We start from the raw sequence: 23514 nt of genomic DNA on the forward strand, positions 1-23514 counted from the left end.
ATTAGAAGATGTGTTACGTACTTTTGTAGAGCATATTTCATATCAAATCTCAATTAGTATCAAAGATTCTAAAGCAGTTTTATTTACTGGTGGCGGAGTTTACAATCTTTTTTTAATGAATAGAATTAAGTATTATTCCGATTCAGAAATAATTATACCAGAAACTAAATTAGTAGAGTTTAAAGAGGCTTTAATTTTTGGTTTTTTAGGTGTTTTAAAATTAGAGAATCAAGTTAATTGTTTAGCATCAGTAACAGGTGCAGCAAAAAATCACACTTCAGGAAAAATTTACTACCCAAGTATATAATTCAATATTAAAAACTTAATAATAAAAATGATACTTTCTAAGTATTTTGAAACGTTAGTTTTTTATATTTGTTAGCATATTTTTAAACTCAACCAAAATGACACAATTATAACTTTTCTGTTAATTATTTAGTGCAAACAATTTTTACAAATAACTTAATAGAATAAAAATGAAAGATTTACTTAAAATATACGAGAATAAAGAACCAGAAATAGTATTTAATTGGAAAGATAGAGAAACAGATGCTGAAGGTTGGACTGTTATAAATTCACTTCGCGGTGGAGCTGCTGGTGGAGGAACCAGAATGAGAAAAGGCTTAAATAAAAACGAAGTTTTGTCTTTAGCAAAAACAATGGAAGTTAAATTTACTGTTGCAGGACCAGCAATTGGTGGAGCAAAATCAGGAATTAATTTCGATCCAAACGATCCAAGAAAACGTGGTGTTTTAGAGCGTTGGTATAAAGCCGTTACACCATTGTTAAAACATTATTATGGAACAGGTGGAGATTTAAATGTTGATGCAGATAAAGATGTAATTCCAATTACAGAAAGTTGCGGTGTTTGGCATCCACAAGAAGGAATCTTTAATGGACACTTTAAACCTACAGAAGCAGATAAAATAAACAGAATAGGTCAATTACGTCAAGGTGTAATTAAAGTTATTGAAGATGAAAAATTCTCTCCAGACTTATCAAGAAAATATACAGTAGCAGATATGCTTACTGGTTATGGTGTGGCGGAAGCTGTAAAGCATTATTACAATATTTATGGAGGACAGATTCAAGGAAAAAGAGCAATTGTTCAAGGATTTGGAAACGTTGGGTCAGCAGCAGCTTATTATTTAACACAATTAGGAGCTAAAGTTGTTGGTATTATTGATCGTGATGGAGGATTAATAAAAGAAGAAGGTTTTTCTATGCAAGAAGTAACTGATTTATTCCTTAATAAAGACGGAAATAAATTAGTATCTGATGCAATGATTCCTTTTGATGAAATTAATGACAAAATTTGGAGTTTGCCAGCAGAGATTTTTGTTCCTGCTGCTGCTTCAAGATTAGTTTCTCAAGATCAAGTGCAACAAATGATAAATACTGGTTTAGAAGTTATTTCTCCTGGTGCAAATGTGCCATTTGCAGATAAAGAAATCTTTTTTGGACCAATAATGGAATATACTGATAATCATTTAAGTTTATTACCAGATTTTATTTCAAACTGTGGTATTGCTCGAGTTTTTGCTTATTTAATGGAAGCAAAAGTAGAGCTTCCAATGCAAGACCAAGCTATTTTTGATGATACTTCAAACATTATTAAAAAAGCATTACAGAATACGTTTAAAAAGAGTGCAGCTAAAACAAAAATCTGTTCTACAGCTTTTGAGATAGCATTAAAACAATTAGTTTAAACAATTATAATTAACACAATATACTATGTTAAATCAATTTTTAGGAAATAGTCCTAAGTGGTTCAAATTAACAATGATTGCTTTTTTAATAATCAATATTCCATTGTTTTTTATTAATCCAACCGTTTGTGCTTGGATATTTATTGGAGAATTTATTTTTTGTCTAGCAATGGCATTAAAGTGTTACCCATTACAGTCTGGTGGTTTGTTAGCTATAGAAGCTGTAGCATTAGGTTTAACAACACCAAAACATGCTTATAATGAAATTAGTGCAAATCTAGAAGTTGTTCTGCTGTTAGTGTTTATGGTAGCAGGAATTTACTTTATGAAACCTTTGTTAATGTTTATTTTTAGTAAAGTCTTTACTAAGATTAAATCTAAAACAGTTTTATCATTACTATTCGTGTTTTTAGCCGCAGTTTTATCAGCTTTTTTAGACGCATTAACAGTAACAGCAGTACTTATTAGTGTTACAGTTGGTTTTTATGGTGTGTATCATAAAATTCACTCTAACGCAACGGCAGATTATAACGACGACGACATTTTAGACAGTAAAGAATTGAGTGGAGAAACTTTAGAGAAGTTTCGTAGTTTCTTACGTAGCTTAATTATGCATGGTGTTGTAGGTACGGCTTTGGGTGGAGTTTGTACTTTAGTTGGTGAGCCACAAAACTTATTAATTGGTGAACGTTTAGGTTGGGACTTTGTTCAGTTTTTCTTGAAAATGGCACCAATAACATTACCAGTTCTAGGAGCAGGATTAATAACAACTGTTATTTTGGAACAAACTAAAATTTTTGGTTTTGGAGAAAAATTACCAGAAGTAGCAAGACAGATTATAGAAAAATATACCGAAGAAGAAGATGCAAAAAGAACAAATTCTCAAAAGAATGGGCTTTGGATTCAAGGTGTTTCTGCTATATTATTAATTGCAGGATTGGCTTTGCATATTGCGCCAGTAGGACTTATTGGATTAGCCCTAATAATTGTACAAACTGCTTTTATGGGAATTACAGATGAGCATTCTTTAGGAAAAGCATTCGAAGAAGCTTTACCGTTTACCGGTTTACTTGTTGTGTTTTTTGTAATTGTAGCAATGATACATGATCAGCATTTGTTTAAACCCATTATTGAATGGGCTTTATCTAAAGATCCAGCACAACAACCTGCAATTTTTTATTGTGCAAATGGAATTCTTTCAATGATAAGTGATAACGTTTTTGTTGCAACAGTTTATATAGGTGAAGTTCAGAAAGCATTTACAGATGGAACTATTACAAGAGAACAATATGAAAATTTAGCAATAGCAATTAATACAGGAACTAATTTACCAAGTGTTGCAACACCAAACGGACAAGCTGCATTTTTATTCTTATTAACATCATCTATAGCGCCATTAATTAATTTATCTTATGGTAAAATGGCAAAAATGGCATTTCCTTACACTATTGTTTTAGGTGGAATGGGATTAATTGGAATACTTTATTTCTTATAAAATACGATTTAAAAATAATAAGCGTTATACTATAAATACAATACATAAACTATGTTAAGTACTATTTTTCAAGACCAAGTTGTAGATCCTTCATCTGTAGTTTCAGATGGAGAACCTGTAGAAAAAACATTATCTGTAATAGAGTTAATTTTCTCTAGCGGATTAGCAGGACAATTAATTATTGCCTTATTGTTTTTATTGCTAATAATGGCGGTTTATATTTATTTTGAAAGGATTTTCGCTTTAAAAGAAGCTTCTAAGGTCGATTCAAATTTTATGAATCAGATTAAAGATTACGTTACTAATGGAAAAATAGAGTCTGCTCAAAACTTGTGTTCTACTGCAAATACGCCTGTTGCTCGTTTAGTTGGAAAAGGAATTTCTAGAATTGGGAAACCTTTAGCAGATATTAATACAGCTATTGAAAACGCCGGTAGATTAGAAGTCTATAATTTAGAGAAAAACGTAAGTGTTTTAGCAACAATTTCTGGAGCTGCACCAATGATTGGTTTCTTAGGAACCGTAGTTGGTATGATTTTATCAATTTTTGAAATTGCAAACTCTGGTGGATCTATAGATATTAAAACTTTAGCAGATGGGTTATATACAGCAATGACAACCACAGTAGCTGGTTTAATTGTAGGTATTGTAGCATACATTGCTTATAACCATTTGGTTGTAAAAACCGATAAAATGGTGTACCAAATGGAAGCAAATTCTTTAGAGTTTTTAGATTTATTAAACGAACCAAGTTAATATGCGATTAAGAGGAAGAAATAAAGTCACACCAGAATTCAATATGTCGTCTATGACGGATATTGTATTCCTTTTGTTGATCTTTTTTATGATAGCATCAACATTAGTTTCAGCGGAAGCTATAGACTTGTTATTACCAAAATCGTCTAGTAAAACAACGCAGACAAAAAGTATTTCGGTAAGTGTAGATAAAGATGTCAATTATTATATTGATATGAAAAAAGTATCTAAAGATAATTTAGAAACAGAATTATTAGCAAAGTTAGGGCCAGCTGAAGATCCAGTTATTACTATTCGTTCAGATCAAGATGTAGAAATGAAACACGTTGTTTTTATTATGGATATAGCTAATACCAATAAAATTAAATCAACTTTAGCAGTAAAGGCTAATTAAAATGGCTTAAAAATTGATTTGTATATAAATAAATTCATCTTATATGAAATATTTAGAAACAACCCACGAAAAAAAATCAGCACAAGTTACAGCGTTAATTACGTTAATACTTGTGCTTTTATTGTTTTTTGTAACGTCTCCACCATATACAGATCCACCAGAAGAATATGGAGTTGCCATAAATTTTGGTAACCCAAGCCAAATAGAAGACAATATTCCCGAAGATTTACCTTCAAGTCCGCAAGATTCTAATGCAGATGATGTAGCAGAAAATTTAGAACCAGAAGAGGTTATTGAAGAAGAAGTTGTGGAAGAAGAAGTTATTGAGGAGATTGTAGAAGAAGAAGTAAATGATAAAGCTGAAGCAGATCTTTTAGCCCAAGAGGCAGAAAATGCTATAAAAATCAAAGAAGCTAAAGAGAAAGCAGATAAAGAAGCCAAAGAACAAAAGGAAGCTAAAGAAAATGCTGCAAAAGCAAAATCGGATAAAGAAGCAAAAGAAAAAGCAGATGCATTAGCAGCAGCAGCAGCTGATAGAGCAGCCAAAGCAGCTGCGGCAAAAAAAGCAGCAGAAGGAGGAAATAGCAATGAGACAGTATCTTTTAATGCTGTAGAACGAGTGCCAGTTTATTCTGGTTGTACAGGTTCCAACGAAGCGCTTAAAAAATGTATGAGCGAAAAAATCAAAGCTTTTATTACTAATGAATTCGATAAAGAATTACCTGGAAATGTTGGATTAAGTGGAGTTCAAACTATATTAATTGCTTTTAAAATTAATCAAGAAGGAAAAGTGGTTAGTGTTAATGTTAGAGCAAAACATCCAAAGTTAGTTACAGAAGCAAAACGTGTAACTAATATGTTGCCAAGGTTTAAACCGGGAATGCAAAATGGAAAACCTGTAACAGTTCCATTTTCGCAAACTCTTAAAATCCAAACTGGAAAATAATAATTTTAGATTAGTACTATATTTCAATCCTTAGATAAAAATGTAGTTCTAGATTTATATATATGAAATACTTAAAAAATAAGCACGAAAAGAATTCAGCTAGAATTACAACTTTAATTATGTTGTTAATTATTTTGCTTTTATTCTTAGTTACATCACCACCATATATGGATCCACCAGAAGAATATGGTGTAGCGGTAAATTTTGGTAATTCTAATGTTGGTAGTGGAGATGTACAACCAAACGAACCTATTAAATCCGAAAATAATAATAGTCCAGAACCTTTTAAAGAGCCAACAAAAACAGATCCTGTAGAAGAGGTAAAGCCTGAAGAAACAAAACAAGAAGCAGCTGCTCAAAAAGTAGAGGATGTTTTAACTCAAGAAACTGAAGAAGCCATTGCTATAAAAAAACAAAAAGAAATAACAGACGCTAAAGCCAAAGCAGAATCTGACGCCAAGGCAAAAGCTAAGGCTGAAGCCGAAAAAATTGCTAAAGCAAAAGCAGAAGCAGCAGAAAAAAAACGTCAAGAAGAAGCCGCTAAAAAAGCAAAATTAGATGCTATGATGGGCGGGTTAAACGAATCTGATGGTACAACAAATGGAGGAGAAGGAGACGATGATAAAGCTGGAGATAAAGGTCAGTTAAATGGAAATCCTTATGCTTCAAGTTATTTTGGAGATAAAGGGACAGGAAATGGTGGCGTAGGTTACGGCTTAAACGGAAGAGGAAAACCTTCATTACAAGTTTTTAAACAAACTTGTAATGAAGCTGGTTTGGTTGTGGTTATGATTGAAGTTGACAGGAATGGTAAAGTGATTAAAGCTACTCCAGGTGTAAAAGGAACAGAAAACACAGCATCTTGTTTATTAGAACCAGCTAAAAGAATTGCTTTGTCTCATAAATGGAAATCAGATACTAATGCGCCAATTAGACAAATTGGTTTTGTTAGTGTTAATTTTAAATTAGGTCAATAATAATGACATATCAAGATACAGTTAATTGGATGTTTAATCAGCTTCCAATGTATCAGAAACAAGGGAAATCAGCTTATAAAAAAGATTTATCTAATACTATTCTTTTAGCTAATTATTTAGATAACCCACAAAGTAAGTTTAAATCTATTCACGTTGCTGGAACTAACGGTAAAGGATCTACAAGTCATATGCTAGCTTCTGTTTTACAAGAAGCAGGATATAAAGTTGGATTATATACATCACCACATTTAAAAGATTATCGCGAGCGTATTAAAATTAATGGCAAAGAAATTTCTAAGCAATTTGTTTTAGGTTTTATTAAAAAGCATCAAAAATTTTTTCAAGAAAATTCACTCTCCTTTTTTGAAATGACTGTTGGTTTAGCTTTTGATTATTTTTCAAAGAAAAAAGTAGATATTGCAATTATAGAAGTTGGTTTAGGTGGACGATTAGATTCTACAAATATTATAACTCCAGAAGTTTCTGTAATTACAAATATTGGGTTAGATCATACGCAGTTTTTAGGAAATACTTTAGAGTTAATTTCTAAAGAAAAAGGCGGAATTATAAAGCCAAAAATTCCAGTTGTAGTTAGCGAAACTCAAACTGATACAAAACCAGTTTTTATAGCATTAGCTGAAGAAAATAACTCTCAAATTATATTCGCAGACCAAGAAGATTTAATTAATTTCTCAACAGATTTATTAGGCAATTATCAAAACAAAAATAAACAAGCCGTTTATCAAGCAATTAAGTTACTAGATGATTCTTTTTCTATTTCAGAAAAGAATATAACAGAAGGATTAAATAATGTTGTGAAAAACACTAATGTTTTAGGTCGTTGGCAGGTTTTACAAAATACACCAAAAGTAATTTGTGATGCAGCTCATAATGCTGAAGGGTTAAAAACTACAATGCGTCAACTTCAAAAAGAATCCTATCAAAGCCTTCATATTGTATTTGGCGTTGTAAATGATAAAAATTTGTCAAGTATAGTTCAATATTTGCCTAAAGATGCATATTACTATTTTTGTGCACCAAATATTCAAAGAGCTATGTCTGTTTCAGAATTAAAAAATAAGATGTTAGCTTTTGGGTTAAACGGTGGAAAATATTCTTCAGTGCAAAAAGCTCTAAACGCATCAAAACTTTTAGCAAAAGACAACGATGTTATATACGTTGGCGGAAGTACTTTTGTAGTTGCTGAGGTTGTTTAGATATTTTTGTTAAGTTCTTGAATATTAAAACAATATAATTTATTTATTTTTATAATATATTTTAAAGAAAAGTATTAAAGTCAACTATTTTATTTTTTATTAAAAATAAGTCAAAAAAAAGTTTTGTACATTGAAATAAGGTCTTATATTTGCACTCGCAACGCATTTAGGGCGATTAGCTCAGTTGGTTCAGAGCACTTGGTTTACACCCAAGGGGTCAGGGGTTCGAATCCCTTATCGCCCACAATAAAAAGTCTTCATTTTAATGAAGACTTTTTTTATTAAATATACAGTTTTAATCTATTAGTGTTAGAATTCTTTCTAAAGCCATTCCTCTAGAGCCTTTTATTAAAATGGTTGAATTTTCTATATTAATATTTTTGAAATCAATTTTTAAATCTTCAAAAGATTTATATAATACTATCTTGTTAGAATTTAATTTGATTTTGTTGAAATTTGCACCAATCAGGTAAATTTTTTTTATATTTAGATTTAAAGCTTGCTCAGCAATGTTTTGATGTTCGTTTTCGGCTTCTAACCCTAGTTCAAACATATCACCGAGAAATACTATTTTAGAATCTCCAGATAGGTTGTTTAGGTTTTCTAAAGCAACCTGCATACTAGATGGGTTAGCGTTATATGCATCTAATATTATTTTTGTAGACCCATTATTAATTATTTGAGATCTATTATTAGTTGGAATATAGTTTTCTAAACCATTTTTAATGTCTTTAGTATTTACTTTAAAGTAATTTCCAATGCATATTGCTGCGCTAATATTGTAAAAGTTATATTGTCCTGTTAAATGTGTTTGAATAAATTCATCTTGGTAGCTAATTGACAATAATTCTTGGTTGTTATCAATTAAATTTATTTTTGTATCTGAAGTAGAAGCAGAAGATGTTCCAAAAGTGTATATATTAAACTTTTTTGTAAGTTCTATTTGTTTTTCATCATTTAAATTTACAAATGCTATTTTGTTATTATTTTTTAAATAATGGTATAGCTCTGATTTTCCCTTTATTACTCCTTCAATTCCTCCAAAACCTTCTAAATGAGCTTTTCCAAAGTTAGTAATATAACCAAAGTCTGGTTGTGCTATTTCACAAAGAAACTCAATTTCTTTTTTATGATTTGCACCCATTTCTACTATTCCTATTTCAGTGCTGGAATTCATTGAGAGAAGCGTTAAAGGAACTCCAATGTGATTGTTTAAATTCCCAACCGTAGCAATTGTATTAAATTTTTGACTTAACACAGCATTAATAAGCTCCTTGGTTGTTGTTTTTCCATTACTACCAGTTAATCCAATAATAGGTATATTCAAAAATTGTCTATGAAATTTTGCCAGTTTTTGTAATGCAGTCAATGAGTTTTCTACATGGAGATATCTGTGCTTATCGAAATCCTTTTCTATCCCTTCATCATCAATTACAACATATTTTGCTCCTTGTTTTAGTGCTTGATTTGCAAAACTATTTCCATTAAAGTTTTCTCCTTTTAAAGCGAAATAAATATCGTTAGTTTTTACTTTTCTTGTGTCAGTAGAAACATTATTGCATTCTTGGTAATGTTTATGTAACTCATCTATTGTCATAATAATTATTGTATAAAAAAAGTCCTAACAATTAAGTTAGGACTTTTTTTGTAAGCTATTGAATTTAGTTTTTTGTTTTCTTCTGTCCTTGTGATTTAGAACCAACTCTAGACATTGCACATCTAAAACCTATATAATCAGTTGCTTTGTTTTGTGGGTAATATCTACGCATAGCAGGATCTAACCAATATTCTCTATCTTTCCAAGAACCACCTTTATAGACTCTTACTTCGTCATTAATTAAAGATGTTCTTTTGTTATTTTTATCCCATTCTCTCACAACACCAGTTGAGTCATATTCAATGTTGTGTTTTGGAGAATTATACATTTTGTTTGTTGCAGTCTCTTTTTTCGAAGCATCAGCTTCTTCATCATCAAAACCTCCTTGATCATAAAACCTTGAAGATTGTGTATCTCCATCTCTAAAGTTTCTGTTATCTGCTCTGTCAAAGTTTGTTCTTAGATAAGTTTCATCTTCATCTACAGGAACTTGAGCAATTTCACCAGGTAAGTCTCTAGCAATTAATTTACCATCAGGTAAAGTATCATATACAACATCTTCTGTAGTTACAATCTTAACTGTACCATCTTCGTTTAAAGCATTTTTAGTATATACATTTCCTCTGTAGTAGTTAAAGTCGTTAAATTCATCATCAACAATAGGTCTGTAAACATCAGCAACCCACTCAGCAACATTTCCAGCCATATCGTATAATCCAAAATCATTTGGATCGTATGATCTTGTTGGAGCAGTAATATCGGCACCATCATCAGACCATCCAGCAATTCCACCATAATCTCCTTTACCTTGTTTAAAGTTAGCCATTTGATCTCCACGAACTTTACGGTTTCCTGCTCTTGTGTAAGCACCATCCCATGGGTATTTTTTACGACCTCTGTGAACGTTATAGCTTCTAACCTCAGACAATCCTAATGCAGCATATTCCCATTCTGTTTCAGATGGTAATCTGTATTGCGGAGATATTAAACCTGTTTCGCGAGTAGCAAAAACATTAATCTCTTCTCCATCTGCTGTTAATTGAGGTTTTCTTTTTCCTCCTTTAATTATTTCTTCATCTCCACCAAAAGTACTTGTTGGTGTATTTATGTATGTGTCTGTGCTAAAGTTAGAATCTGCAGTTGCTTCTAATTGACTTCCTTCTTTTAAATAGCCAGCTTCCTGTAATGCTTGCTCGTTTACACGATCTGTTCTCCAATCAGCATATTCTACAGCTTGTATCCAGCTTACACCAACAACAGGATATGATCCATAACCAGGGTGACGTAAATAATTATTTGTCATTACCTCATTATAACCTAATCTATTTCTCCAAACTAAAGTGTCTGGTACAACTCCATTGTAAATATTTGCGAAATTTTCTTCTTCTGGTGGATATACTTCTTCTATCCAATCTAAAAATTCTAAATACATTTTATTCGTTACCTCGGTTTCATCCATATAAAACGATTGAACGTGTTGCTGATTAGGTGTGTTGTTCCAATCGTGCATTACATCGTCCTGAACTTTTCCCATAGTAAAGGTTCCACCTTCTACGAATACAGTTCCTGGAGGTGTTTCTTGTTCCTTGAATTTAGTATTGTATTGAAAACCACCTTCTTTGGCATTAATTTTCCAACCAGTACCTTGAGAAACATTAGGGTCTTGTCCTCTTTTACATCCTAAAATTGCTAAAGCTGTAAAAGCAAAAAGTAGCAATTTTGTTGATAAAACGTTTTTCATATTCATAATTTTAAGTAGATAAAAGTCTCTATTTTGGTCACGCAATATAATAATTATTGATTGTAAAACAAGTTTTTTTACTTAATTAGTTCAAAAAAAATAAGATTAATTTTTGCTTATTTTTCCGATTAAGTGAGTCAACAAACAGATAAACGTATTTTTTTTGTTATTATTATTGTAAATTTGATTTTTATTTTAATAAAAAAAGCTAATTGCTAGTAATAATTTGTACAACAAAGCGTTTTGTAATTAATGAAAAAGAAAATTGTTTTTATATCCTTGTTTTGTGTTGCTCTTTGTTTTTCTCAAAATAAACGAATAGTTCTTAATTGGGATGGAGTAAAGTCTTACAACACGGATAGTTATAAGGTTGTTGTGCCTTATTTTTCAAACAAAAACAGTTTTGTTTATAGCTTAGAGGAAGGTGTTGTTTTTGTTGAAGAATGGGATTCTGGTACATATGTAAATCCTAATTCGTTAATTATAACCTCTCTTTCTTATGATAATATATCTTCTAGTGAATTGAAGGATGTAGATGTTTCTAATATAAAATCATCTATTAACGCAAAATTATTAAATGCTCAAAACCGTAACGATGTTAAAACAGTTTTTAAGTTTAATCCTATAATTAAATCTGAGGATGGTTTGTATAAGAAAGTTGTATCTATTTCAATTTCTTACTCAACTTCCAGTTCTTTTAAAAGTACAAATAATATACAGCAATCGGTTACAAACTCTTTACTAAACACTAATAAATGGTATAGGTTTTTTGTTGAGGAAACAGGTGTTTTTAAGTTGACTAAATCTTTCCTTAATGAAATTGGAATTAATACAAATGGAATAGATCCTAGAAATATTAAAATTTATGGAAGTGGTGGAGCAATGATTCCTTATATTAATGATCCTAGCTTTCCTATTGATCCGGCTGAAAATTCTATAAAAGTAGTAGGGGAAACAGATGGCGTATTCAATAATGAAGACTATATTCTTTTTTATGCTATTGGGCCAAAAGGGTTTAATCCAGATAGTAATTCTCATATAAATTCGTATAATGATAAAACCTATTATTATATAAATGTTAGTAATGGTCTAGGGAAACGTATTCAGCCATATATTCAGCCTGTAAGTCCAGCTATTGAAACAATAGATTCGTTTAAGGACTATAAGTTTCATGAATTAGACGAATATAGTCTTGCTTTTGTAGGAAGACGTTGGTTTGGAGATAAGTTTGATGAAGAAACAATTAAAGAATTCGATTTTTCTTTTCCTAATATAAGCTTTACAGAGCCAGTTAACCCTAGTGAAGACCCAATAAGAAAACCAGTAAGATTAAAAGTTATTGGAGCTTCAACATCTTCATCTTCAAGTAATCTAATTGTTCAAGCTAATGGAAATACTGAAAGTATTTTAAATTTAGCTGCAGTTCCATTATTTAACCCTACCTCTGTTGCAGAAAGTATTTATGATGCAAATATTCAAGTTAATAGTGATGATATTAATATAAGAATAGAGCATGATAAATTAGGTAACCCAAGTACTGAAGCGTATCTAGATTATATTGTGCTCGAAGCAGAAAGAGATTTAATATATATTGATGAGCAATTGTTTTTTAAGCCCTTTTCGGAAAATAATGTTACTGGTGTTGTAAATATAAGTTTGTCTAATGCAGAAAATATAAATGAAATTTGGGAGGTTTCAGATATATATAACATAAGTGCTGTTACATCTCCAGGGACCGAAATAGTGGTGTTTAAATCGACATTAGAAGCTAGTCAAGAGTTTGTGGCTTTAAGTTCAACAACATATAAAACGCCTTTGTCTGACAGTAATTCTTTAGTTCAAAACCAGGATTTGAAAGGGTCAATATTTTTAGATTCAAATCTTAATTTTCAAGATATTGATTATTTAATGTTAACTCCTCAATCTCATTTAGCGCAAGCAAACAGATTAGCAGAAATAAATAGAGAGGTTAATAATTTGTCTGTAAAAGTTGTAACTATTGAGTCTATTTACAATGAATTCAATACGGGTAATCCAGATATTGCTGCGATAAGGAATTTTGTTAAATATGTATACGATAATGCTAGCTCTCTAGATAAGAAGCTGAAATATTTATGCCTTTTTGGAGATACATCTTTTGATTATAAAGAGCGTATTTCTTCAAACTTATATAATTTCCCAACCTGGAATGCAGTAAGTAGTTTTAACTTAACAAGTTCTTTTATTTCTGATGATTTTTACGGTTTAATGGATTCTGGTGAAGGTGATTTTGAAATATCAGATCGGTTAGATATTGCAGTTGGTAGAATTATAGCAGATTCACCACAAAGAGCTGCTCAAATGGTAGATAAGGTTGAGGCTTACTATAAAGAAGCTGCTTTAGGTAATTGGAGGAACAATATCGTGATGGTTTCGGATGATGTAGATGCTGATTGGGAGGAAGAACTTCAACGAACTACCGATGAAATTGCTGATGCAATTTCATTATCAAACCCAGCTTTAAATGTTATTAAAATTCATACTGATGCTTATCAACAGGAATCTTCCTCAGGTGGGAATCGTTATCCATCAGTAAATACAGCTATAGCTAATGAGCTTGAAAAAGGAGCATTAATGATAAACTATTTCGGACATGGAGGAGAAGATGGTTTAGCTGCAGAGCGTATTTTCGATAAGAATAATGTTAATGATTTAAGAAATGTATGTAAGTATCACTGCTTTGTAACTGTAACTTGTGAGTATACTAAATTTGATAACCCATTGAGGGTAACTGCAGGAGAATTAGTTTTTTGGAACTCTCAAGGAGGAGCGATTCAATTAGTGTCAACTACTAGGCAAATCTTTATGCCAGTTGGAGTCGCTGTAAATAGAACGCTAGAAGAATATATGTTTGATACCGATGTGTTTGGTAATCATATTTCTGTTGCAGAAGCAGTAAGACTAACTAAAAATGACCCAAGTGTCTCTACTACACAGCAAAAATTATTAATGTTTTCAATTGGTGATCCAGCATTAAGATTAAGCTTTCCAAAACCTAATGTGGTTTTAACAACAGTGAATGATATTCCAATTGCTCAACAAACAGAGCCTCTACAATCTTTGGGTTACGCTAAATTACAAGGTTACTTAACAGATAGTCAAAATAATATTTTAACAAATTATAATGGTACTTTAACAACTACATTATTTGATAAAAATGTTTTAACGTCAACACTAGCTAACGACGGAACAATTTTCAATGGACAAGTTCATACTTTAGATTTTGAAAAATTAGGCCCAACAATTTATAGAGGTCAAGCAACAATTACTAATGGGCAATTTAGTTTTGACTTTATAGTGCCAAGAGATATTTCTATACCTGTAGGAACAGGTAAAGTAAGCTTTTACGCTCAGCAGTCGGGAAGTTTAGAGGATAAGTCAGGAGCTAGTACTGGAGAATTGTTAATAGGAGGAATTAATATAAACGCACCAGAAGATAGCACAGGTCCAGTTGTTAATTTATTTATGAATGATAAAGCATTTGTTTCTGGAGGGATTACAAGTTCAGAGCCTTTGTTAGTTGCTAATTTTGAAGATGAAAATGGAATAAACACCGCAAGTGGAATTGGACATGATATTACTGTTATTTTAGATGGAGATGAAGTTAATCCAATTGTTTTAAATGATTACTATCTTACAGAATTAGATGATTATACAAAAGGAAGTCTTGAATTTAAGTTTAGAGATTTAGAACCAGGACTGCATACGCTAACGTTAAAAGCATGGGATGTTTATAACAACTCAGCAACTTCAGAAATTCAGTTTAACGTCATAGATGAGAATAAATCTTTAGTTATAAATAATGTTTTAAATTACCCAAATCCATTTGTGAATTATACAGAATTTTGGTTTAGTCATAACAGTACAGAAGCATTAGATATTTTAGTTCAAATATTTACAATTTCCGGTAAATTGGTGAGAACTTTACAAGGACAGTCTAATGCATCTGGTTGTTGTGGAAGTAATTCAAGCTCTACTTCAAGAGATGTTATTTGGGATGGAAGAGATGATTTTGGAGAAAAAATAGGTAAAGGAACATATATTTATAAACTAAAAGTGCGTTCCAATACATTAAATAAAACAGTCGAAAAAATAGAGAAACTTGTAATCCTCTAATAAAGAATTATATTTGCTAAATAATTAAGAAAAATGAAGATTAAATATTTACTAGTGTTGCTATCAGTTTTTGCAGGAAAACTGTCTGCTCAAAATATTGTTACAGAAATTACACCTTTTAATGACTCAAGAGTTATAACAACTGGAGTACCGTTTTTGCTTATAGCCCCAGATGCTAGAGCAGCTGGTATGGGAGATATGGGAGTTGCAACAACTTCAGATGCGTTTTCTCAGCAATGGAATGCTTCTAAATATGCTTTTTCTACTACAAAATCTGGATTTGCTATGAGTTATACGCCATACTTAAGTAAGTTGGTAAATGATATTTTTTTAGGAAATATAACTTATTTTAATCGATTAAATGAAGGTAGTGCATTTGGTGTTAGTTTTAAATATTTTTCTCTAGGTGATATAGAATTTATAACTGAAGAACAAGCACAGCAAGCTAATGTTTTACCAATTATTCAAAGGCCTAATGAGTTAACTTTTGATGTGTCTTATTCGTTAAGATTAAGTGATAAATTTGCTATGGGAGTATCTATGAGGTATTTACGTTCAGATTTGAAATTAAATTTCGGAAATAATGATGCCGAAGCCGCTAGTACTTTTGGTGTAGATATATCAGGTTATTATCAAGGTGAAGAAAAAGCATTGGCAGATTTTAATGGACGCTGGAGAGGTGGTTTTGCAATTCAAAACTTAGGACCTAAGTTTAAATATGATGAAGGTGGGCAAGAAAATTTTCAACCAACAAATTTAAGATTAGGAGCAGGTTTTGATTTTATATTTGACCAACACAATAAATTAGGTGTTACTGCGGAATTTTCTAAGCTATTAGTTCCTACGCCTCCAGTTAGAGGAAACAAACAGGTTTGGGAAGAAATGGGAGATGGCGTAGATCCAAATAATCCAATTGATGAATATAACCCTTCAGAGGGTGATGTTGAAATAGAAAATGACAATAATTATATTATTTCAGGACAAGATAATGATGTAAACTTTATTTCGGGGATCTTTCAGTCTTTTGGAGATGCTCCAGGAGGTTTTAAAGAAGAGCTTCAAGAATTTACTTATGCTTTAGGTGCAGAATATTCTTATCAGGATTCTTTTATGTTTCGCCTAGGATATTTTAATGAACATGAAACAAAAGGAGCTCGTAAGTTTTTTGCTCTTGGAGCAGGTTTTAAGTATAATGTAATGAATATTGATTTGTCTTACTTGTTTTCATCATCTAAAGTACAAAGTCCTTTAGAGAATACACTTCGTTTTTCTTTAACCTTTAATATTGGAGCTGGACAATATTCTGAGTATTAAAAAATATATTATATTTAAAAAAGCTATTGCATTGTCAATAGCTTTTTTTTGCACTAATAATAGACTATGAAATTATTTAAAGTAGAAGCAGTTTTTGAAGAGTTTGATAATTTAAAGGGGCTACCTCTGGATATTCAAAACTTGTTTAAGCAAGCCGATTTGGTTAGGAAAAACGCTTACGCACCATATTCAAAATTTCTTGTAGGTTGTTCATTGTTATTAGATAATGGGGAAGTTGTTTCTGGAAGTAATCAAGAAAATGCTAGTTATCCTTCTGGGTTATGTGCTGAAAGAACTGCAATATATTTTGCAGGAGCGACTTATCCAAAAGCTAATATTGTGAAAATGGCAATAATTGCAGGTTCTACAAAGCAAATTACAGATACGCCAATTCCACCTTGTGGAGCATGTAGACAAACTATTTCAGAATATGAATTTAAACAAGAAAAACCAATAGAGATATATTTTAAAGGGGAAAAAGGTTCTGTTATTTATTCTAAATCTTTAGCTAATTTGTTGCCTCTTAGTTTTAATAAAAATGCACTTTAATAATTTTTTTAGGAAAATAAAAAGAATATTTTAATGAAATAATTAAAACGTATTATATTATGTACATATATAGTTTTTTCATTACTAACTAAAGTATTACTTTTGTAATCTCTGTAAAATAAATATAATCACCAATGCAAAAAGTAACTAAACAAACATACGTTAAATGGTATGAAGACATGTTATTCTGGAGGAAATTTGAAGATAAATTAGCTGCAGTCTATATTCAACAAAAAGTTAGAGGTTTTTTACACTTATATAATGGTCAAGAAGCGGTTTTAGCAGGAGCTTTACATGCAATGGATTTGACCAAAGATAAAATGATTACCGCGTACAGAAATCATGTACAACCAATTGGTATGGGTGTAGACCCTAAGCGTGTAATGGCAGAATTATATGGAAAAGCTACAGGGACTTCTCAAGGTTTAGGTGGTTCAATGCATATTTTTTCTAAAGAGCACCGTTTTTATGGTGGTCACGGAATTGTTGGAGGACAAATACCTTTAGGGGCCGGAATTGCATTTGGAGATAAATATCATAATGTCGATGGAGTTACTATTTGTTGTTTTGGAGATGGAGCAGCTAGACAAGGATCTCTACACGAAACATTTAATTTAGCAATGCTTTGGAAGTTGCCAGTAGTTTTTGTTTGTGAGAACAATGGTTATGCAATGGGAACCTCTGTGGAGCGTACTGCTAATCATACTGAAATATGGAAATTAGGATTAGGTTATGAAATGCCATGTGGACCAGTAGATGGAATGAATCCTATTAAAGTTGCTGAAGCTTTTGATGAAGCGCTAGCAAGAGCCAGAAAAGGTGACGGGCCAACATTTTTAGAAGTTAAAACATATCGTTATAGAGGTCATTCTATGTCTGATGCTCAGCATTATAGAACAAAAGATGAAGTAGCTGAATATAAAAAATTAGACCCTATTAAGCAGGTTAAAGATGTGATTTTAGAGAATAAATACTTAACAGAAGATGAAATTAAAGTTATCGATAAGCGAGTAAAGGACTTAGTTTTAGAATGTGAAAAGTTTGCTGAAGAATCGCCTTACCCAGAAAAGAGTGTAATGTATGATACTGTTTACGAGCAAGAGGATTATCCATTTATTGATCATAAAATATAAGTTATGGCTATAGTAATTAATATGCCAAGATTAAGCGACACTATGGAAGAAGGTACGGTTGCTGCTTGGTTAAAAAATGTTGGAGATAAAGTTGAAGAAGGTGATATTTTAGCTGAAATTGAAACTGATAAAGCTACAATGGAGTTTGAATCTTTTAACGAAGGTGTTTTGCTTCATATTGGTGTGCAAGAAGGTGAAACAACTAAGGTAGATCAACTTTTAGCAATTATAGGGGAAGATGGAGAAGATATTTCTGAGTTATTAAATGTAAGTTCAATAGAAACTAAAATTCAAGAACCTTCTTCTGATGAAATTAATAGTAATATTGTCGAGGATACGCCTATGTTAAATACTATTATACCAGAAGGTGTAACCGTTGTAACAATGCCTCGCCTTAGTGATACAATGGAAGAAGGTACAGTTGCTGCTTGGTTAAAACAAGTTGGTGATGAGGTCGAAGAAGGTGATATTTTAGCTGAAATAGAAACAGATAAAGCAACAATGGAATTTGAATCTTTTCAATCTGGTGCTTTATTATATGTCGGATTAAAAGAAGGTGAGTCTGCAAAAGTAGACGCACTTTTAGCAATTATTGGACCTAAAGGAACAGATGTTTCTGGAATTACTTCTGGTTTTACTATAGACAACTCTGAAACAGAATATAAAGTACAAAAAGAGTCTGTAAAAGAAGAAATAAAAATTGAAGAACCAAAAGAGGTTAAGGAAATATCAAAAAGTACGGAACGCATTTTTGTATCGCCTTTAGCAAAAAAAATAGCTAAAGAGAAAGGTGTTAATCTTTCAGGTATAAAAGGAACAGGTGAAAATGGACGTATAGTAAAACGAGATGTAGAAAACTATAAGCCAGAAATGGCTTCTGCTTCTGTTGGTAAATTTGTGCCAAAAGCTCAAGAAGACTTTGATGAGAAACCAAACTCTCAAATGCGTAAAGTTATAGCTAAACGTTTAGCGGAATCTAAATTTTCTGCTCCACATTATTATTTAAATGTTGAGTTTGATATGGAGAATGCAATAGCGTTTAGAGCTCAGTTTAACTCAATGCCAGAAACAAAAATATCTTATAATGATATGATTGTGAAGGCTTGTGCTTTAGCTTTAAAAAAGCATCCACAAGTAAACTCTCAATGGTTTTCCGATAAAATGAAACTAAATAATCATGTTCATATTGGTGTAGCTGTTGCTGTAGAAGACGGATTAGTTGTTCCTGTTGTTAAATTTGCAAATGAACAAAGTTTACCGCAAATTGGTTCATCTGTTAAGGATTTTGCAGGTAGAGCAAGAGTTAAGAAATTAACTCCAGCAGAAATGGAAGGAAGTACATTTACAATCTCAAACTTAGGTATGTTTGGTATAGAAAGTTTTACTTCTATTATTAATCAGCCTAACTCAGCAATACTTTCCGTTGGAGCAATTGTAGAAAAACCAATAGTTAAAAATGGAATGGTAATTCCTGGAAACACAATGAAATTAACTTTAGCTTGTGACCATAGAACAGTAGATGGTGCAACAGGAGCTCAGTTTTTACAAACATTAAAAGGATATATAGAAAATCCGGTTACTATGTTGTTGTAATAATAAGATTTGAAAATATTACAAAAAAAGGATGGTAGTTTTTAAACTACCATCCTTTTTTTATGAATTGATATAGCCGAAAAATCTAACCTTATAAGTTTTTATATGGACTTATAAAATTAGTTGGAGCTTCTGAAAATGTATAGCCTAAACTATCTAGTAAAGCACGTAAGCCTTCATAAGCATTATGAGTTGCATAATCAAAAGTTAGTCTACAGTTTTTAGTGTCTAAACTAATATTAGTAATACCTTTAATAGATTTTGCTTTTTTTAAAACATTAGCGCTAAGACTTTTATTATATGGTTTTTTTAAAAAAACAGTTTCCTTCATTGTAAAATAGCTTTGGGCTAAATTAGAAAGAATTAAAAATAAAAAAGATGATTTTTGTCAGTCAATAGATTAATTTGCTAAACCATCTACAATAGCTTGTAGTTTTGTTTTGTTATCTAATTTAATGCGTTTGCCTTTAATAGTTATTAAGCTTTCCTTGTTTAATTTAGAAAGTGCTCTAATACAAGCCTCTTTTGCAGTTCCAACAATTCCAGCAATATCTTCTCTTGTAAAAACCATTCCAATAAAGCCTTCATCATCAATATTAAAAGTGTCTTCTAGGTATAGAAGTAATTCCGAGATTCGCTGACGAACATTTTTTTGAGCCATATTCACAATTATGTTATCGGCTATTTTTAGATCTGTAGCCATTTGTAATAAAAGCTCTTTTGTGAAATTAGGATTGGTATTAACAGATTCTGCTAATTCTGTTTTAGGGATAAAGCAAACTTCCATATCGTTTAGTGCTATAGCACTAAGATTTGTAGACTCTTCTGAGATTACTGAGCGTTGACCTAAAACTTCACCTTTAGTGGCTATTTTAATAATTTGATCTTTACCGTTATCACTCATTTTAGAAAGTTTAGAAACCCCATTTCTAACACAAAAAACACCATTTAATTTTTCGCCTTCTTCAAAAAGAAAATCACCTTTTTTTATGTTTTTTGAAATTTTAGTGTCAGAAATACGTTTTAATTCATTTTTATCTAAAGCTTTTAGAGCGTTTAGTTGTCTAATAATACAGTTTTCACAACGAGATTCCATTTTATAGTGTCTTAAGATTACAAATTTAAGTTTTATTCTTAACACTTATAAAGTTCTTCAATTTGTTTTGTTTTTTTTATGATAATTATCATCTTTTATAGATTTTGTTTGCAAGTACTTTGTAGTGTAAATAATTATGTGAATTTAAGTTTATGGAGATTTGTTTCCATTGTGGAGATACTTGTAATAATGGCGTTGTTATACATAACGAAAAAACGTTTTGTTGCAATGGTTGTAAAACTGTTTACGATATTTTACACGATAATAATTTAGATTATTATTACGAGTTAGAACAAGTGCCTGGAATTACACCAAATGTAATAAATGGTAAGTTTGATTATTTAGATAACGACATTATAATTAAAGAACTTTTAGACTTCAATGAAGGTAATACACAAATAGCCTCTTTTTTAATACCTGTTATTCATTGTAGTTCTTGTATTTGGATTTTAGAGAATTTAAATAGGTTAAACCCAAATATTCTAACATCTCAAGTTGATTTTCCAAAAAAAACAGTTAGAATTAGTTATTCGACTAAAGAAATCAGCTTAAAAGATGTGGTTGTTTTATTAACTAAGTTAGGTTATGAGCCATATATTTCTCTAAATGATATAAAAAAAGATACTAAAACTAAAGATAGAAGTTTAATCTATAAATTAGGTGTAGCTGGGTTTGCTTTTGGTAATATTATGTTTTTATCTTTTCCTGAATATTTTGAAGTAAACGAGTTTTGGTTAAACCAATTTAAACATATATTTAGATGGTTAATGTTAGCGTTTTCTTTACCTGTTGTTTTTTATTCTGCTCAGGATTATTTTAAATCTGCCTATAAAAGTTTGCAGTCTAAATTCTTAAATATTGATGTTCCAATTGCTTTAGGAGTTTCTGTGTTGTTTCTTAGGTCTGTACTGGAAGTTGTTTTAAACCTTGGGACTGGGTTTTTTGATAGCCTTTCAGGATTAGTTTTCTTTTTGTTATTAGGTAAGTTTTTTCAGCAGAAAACATATAACTACTTATCTTTTGAACGCGATTATAAATCGTATTTCCCAATAGCAGTTACTAAATTAGATACCGAAAATCTTATAGACGAATTGCAAACTAAAGTTTATGATTTAGTTCCAAATGATTTTATTTTAATTAGAAACGAAGAGCTTATTCCTGTAGATGGCATTCTAAAAAAAGGAAGTGCTTTTATAGATTATAGCTTTGTTACTGGCGAAGCTAAATTAGTAGAAAAGACAATTGGAGATGAGATTTTTGCCGGAGGAAAACATTCAGGAACACCAATTGTAATTTTGGTAACAAAATCTGTAAAACAAAGTTATTTAACCCAACTTTGGAATAATGATATTTTTAAAACTTCTACACAAAATATATTTCAATCGCTTACAGATAAAATTAGCCAAAGATTTACAAAAACCTTGTTGTTTATAGCTGTTTTATCTGCAGTAACTTGGATTTTTATAGATATATCAAAATCTTTAAATGTATTTACAGCAGTTTTAATTGTAGCGTGTCCTTGCGCATTAGCTTTGGCAGCACCATTCACGTTGGGTAATTTATTGCGTATTTTAGGAATGAATAAATTATATCTTAAAAAAGCAGAAGTTATTGAGCAATTGGCAGGAATAGACGCTATTGTATTCGATAAAACAGGAACGCTAACAACAAATGCTTTACATACTATTTCTTATAAAGGTGAATTGTTTTCGGACGAAGAAAATAATCAATTAAAAAATGTATTAAGAGCTTCAAATCATCCGTTAAGTCGTGCGTTGTTTCATCATATTAAAAGCGATGTATGTTTTAATATTACTAATTATTCAGAAGATGTTGGTAAAGGAATAAGTGCCAATATTAATAATAAAACAATAAAGATAGGACGATTTGATTTTGTTACTTCAGAAAGTAAATCTAATACTAAGTCTGAATTTAATCAGCTTCAAACAACTGTTCATGTTTCTATAAACGAAAAGTACAAAGGTTATTATGCGTTTAAAAATGAATATAGAAAAGGATTTGATAATTTACTGAAGCAACTATCAAAAAATTATCAATTGATTATCCTTTCAGGAGATAATTCAGGTGAAGCCAATTATTTATCAAAAGTTTTGCCCACTGATGTACAATTAGTTTTTAATCAAAATCCGGATGATAAATTGGAGTATGTAAAAACACTACAAGATAAGAATAAAAAAGTATTAATGATTGGTGATGGGTTAAACGACGCTGGAGCATTAGCTCAAAGTAACGTTGGTATATCTATATCAGAAAACATTAATGTGTTTTCTCCTGCGTGTGATGGTATTTTGGATGCTTCTATGTTTAAAAATATACCTGAGTTTCTCCAGGTGTCTAAAAAAGGTGTAAAAATTATTAAGTACGCATTCTTTTTCTCTTTGTTTTATAATCTAATAGGTTTAGGTTTTGCAATTACTGGTTATTTAAAACCAGTTGTTGCTGCTATTTTAATGCCGTTAAGTTCCATTTCAATTGTATTTTTCACCACCATTTCAACTTATTTTATTGGGAAACAAATTATGAAAAATTCTTATCAAAGCTGATAAATGTCATCTTTTAAAATAGTCTTATAAGTTAATTTTACAATCTAATATTATTTTAGGTATGACTATAATTTATTTACTCTTAACAATTAGCGTACTAGTGGCTTTAGCTTTTTTTTTAGCATTTATAGTTTCTGTAAAAAGTGGTCAGTATGATGATGTCTATACTCCATCGGTTCGTATGCTTTTTGATGATGAGTTGGTAAAATCAAAAATACCTAAAACTAAAATAGAGTCAACTAAGAAAATTAAAACTAACAATCACAATTAAATATTTA

At 30.9% G+C, this 23514-nt stretch carries 19 protein-coding genes and 1 tRNA gene; 16 read left to right on the top strand and 4 right to left on the bottom strand.

All coding sequences use genetic code 11. The features are described 5' to 3' along the window. From ACFDSN_RS05010 to ACFDSN_RS05050, 9 genes are all read left to right on the top strand, one after another. A partial coding sequence (locus ACFDSN_RS05010) for an anhydro-N-acetylmuramic acid kinase (RefSeq protein WP_375238738.1) occupies positions 1-307 on the top strand: 307 nt, incomplete at its 5' end. A gap of 169 nt (positions 308-476) precedes the next feature. After that, entirely contained in the window at positions 477-1709 is a 1233-nt protein-coding gene (locus tag ACFDSN_RS05015) for a Glu/Leu/Phe/Val dehydrogenase dimerization domain-containing protein (RefSeq protein ID WP_375238739.1), read from the top strand. Between the two features lie 25 nt (positions 1710-1734). After that, the gene (nhaB, locus tag ACFDSN_RS05020; RefSeq protein WP_375238740.1) at positions 1735-3204 is read left to right on the top strand and encodes a sodium/proton antiporter NhaB; all 1470 of its coding nucleotides are present in this window, start codon (positions 1735-1737) and stop codon (positions 3202-3204) included. Between the two features lie 51 nt (positions 3205-3255). Further along, complete coding sequence (locus tag ACFDSN_RS05025) at positions 3256-3960, top strand: MotA/TolQ/ExbB proton channel family protein (RefSeq protein WP_375238741.1); 705 nt, start codon at positions 3256-3258, stop codon at positions 3958-3960. A 1-nt stretch (position 3961) separates the two neighbouring features. After that, positions 3962-4354 (top strand): ExbD/TolR family protein, encoded by a 393-nt coding sequence (locus ACFDSN_RS05030; protein WP_375238742.1) that lies wholly within the window; start codon positions 3962-3964, stop codon positions 4352-4354. Positions 4355-4397: 43 nt separating this feature from the next. Then, complete coding sequence (locus ACFDSN_RS05035; RefSeq protein ID WP_375238743.1) at positions 4398-5300, top strand: energy transducer TonB; 903 nt, start codon at positions 4398-4400, stop codon at positions 5298-5300. A 62-nt stretch (positions 5301-5362) separates the two neighbouring features. Further along, the gene (locus tag ACFDSN_RS05040; protein ID WP_375238744.1) at positions 5363-6277 is read left to right on the top strand and encodes an energy transducer TonB; all 915 of its coding nucleotides are present in this window, start codon (positions 5363-5365) and stop codon (positions 6275-6277) included. A 2-nt stretch (positions 6278-6279) separates the two neighbouring features. Continuing rightward, entirely contained in the window at positions 6280-7494 is a 1215-nt protein-coding gene (locus ACFDSN_RS05045; RefSeq protein WP_375238745.1) for a bifunctional folylpolyglutamate synthase/dihydrofolate synthase, read from the top strand. Positions 7495-7663: 169 nt separating this feature from the next. After that, positions 7664-7738 (top strand) — tRNA-Val (locus ACFDSN_RS05050). Between the two features lie 51 nt (positions 7739-7789). Here ACFDSN_RS05050 and murF read toward each other — a convergent pair. Continuing rightward, positions 7790-9091, bottom strand: coding sequence for a UDP-N-acetylmuramoyl-tripeptide--D-alanyl-D-alanine ligase (gene murF / locus ACFDSN_RS05055; RefSeq protein WP_375238746.1), 1302 nt, complete (start codon positions 9089-9091; stop codon positions 7790-7792). Positions 9092-9155: 64 nt separating this feature from the next. Further along, positions 9156-10838 (bottom strand): gliding motility lipoprotein GldJ, encoded by a 1683-nt coding sequence (gldJ, locus tag ACFDSN_RS05060; protein WP_375238747.1) that lies wholly within the window; start codon positions 10836-10838, stop codon positions 9156-9158. 246 nt (positions 10839-11084) lie between these two features. On the opposite strand from gldJ, the gene porU reads away from it, so the two are divergent. The 5 genes from porU to ACFDSN_RS05085 all read left to right on the top strand — a co-directional run bounded on the left by porU (position 11085) and on the right by ACFDSN_RS05085 (position 19576). Beyond that, positions 11085-14987 (top strand): type IX secretion system sortase PorU, encoded by a 3903-nt coding sequence (gene porU / locus ACFDSN_RS05065; RefSeq protein WP_375238748.1) that lies wholly within the window; start codon positions 11085-11087, stop codon positions 14985-14987. Positions 14988-15020: 33 nt separating this feature from the next. Further along, positions 15021-16301 carry a type IX secretion system outer membrane channel protein PorV gene (gene porV, locus ACFDSN_RS05070; protein WP_375238749.1) on the top strand — a complete coding sequence of 427 codons (1281 nt, stop codon included), beginning with the start codon at positions 15021-15023 and terminating at the stop codon, positions 16299-16301. A gap of 66 nt (positions 16302-16367) precedes the next feature. Beyond that, the gene (gene cdd / locus ACFDSN_RS05075) at positions 16368-16850 is read left to right on the top strand and encodes a cytidine deaminase (RefSeq protein WP_375238750.1); all 483 of its coding nucleotides are present in this window, start codon (positions 16368-16370) and stop codon (positions 16848-16850) included. 134 nt (positions 16851-16984) lie between these two features. After that, the gene (pdhA, locus tag ACFDSN_RS05080; RefSeq protein WP_375238751.1) at positions 16985-17983 is read left to right on the top strand and encodes a pyruvate dehydrogenase (acetyl-transferring) E1 component subunit alpha; all 999 of its coding nucleotides are present in this window, start codon (positions 16985-16987) and stop codon (positions 17981-17983) included. Between the two features lie 3 nt (positions 17984-17986). Continuing rightward, a complete protein-coding gene (locus ACFDSN_RS05085) occupies positions 17987-19576 on the top strand; it encodes a 2-oxo acid dehydrogenase subunit E2 (protein WP_375238752.1) in 1590 nt (529 codons plus the stop codon). Positions 19577-19667: 91 nt separating this feature from the next. Here the strand turns inward: ACFDSN_RS05085 and ACFDSN_RS05090 are convergent, their stop codons facing one another. Together ACFDSN_RS05090 and ACFDSN_RS05095 are read right to left on the bottom strand one after the other, a co-directional pair. Continuing rightward, positions 19668-19907, bottom strand: a complete 240-nt coding sequence (locus ACFDSN_RS05090) for a hypothetical protein (protein ID WP_375238753.1) — start codon at positions 19905-19907, stop codon at positions 19668-19670. Positions 19908-19976: 69 nt separating this feature from the next. Continuing rightward, positions 19977-20672: a Crp/Fnr family transcriptional regulator gene (locus ACFDSN_RS05095; RefSeq protein ID WP_375238754.1), complete on the bottom strand. Its 696-nt coding sequence runs from the start codon at positions 20670-20672 to the stop codon at positions 19977-19979. 152 nt (positions 20673-20824) lie between these two features. Here ACFDSN_RS05095 and ACFDSN_RS05100 point away from each other — a divergent pair, with 152 nt between their 5' ends. Continuing rightward, positions 20825-23236 carry a heavy metal translocating P-type ATPase gene (locus tag ACFDSN_RS05100; protein ID WP_375238755.1) on the top strand — a complete coding sequence of 804 codons (2412 nt, stop codon included), beginning with the start codon at positions 20825-20827 and terminating at the stop codon, positions 23234-23236. A gap of 61 nt (positions 23237-23297) precedes the next feature. Then, entirely contained in the window at positions 23298-23507 is a 210-nt protein-coding gene (gene ccoS / locus ACFDSN_RS05105; RefSeq protein ID WP_375238756.1) for a cbb3-type cytochrome oxidase assembly protein CcoS, read from the top strand. Positions 23508-23514: the final 7 nt, after the last annotated feature.

Source organism: Aurantibacter sp. (genome assembly GCF_042094015.1).
GTDB lineage: Bacteria > Bacteroidota > Bacteroidia > Flavobacteriales > Flavobacteriaceae > Aurantibacter.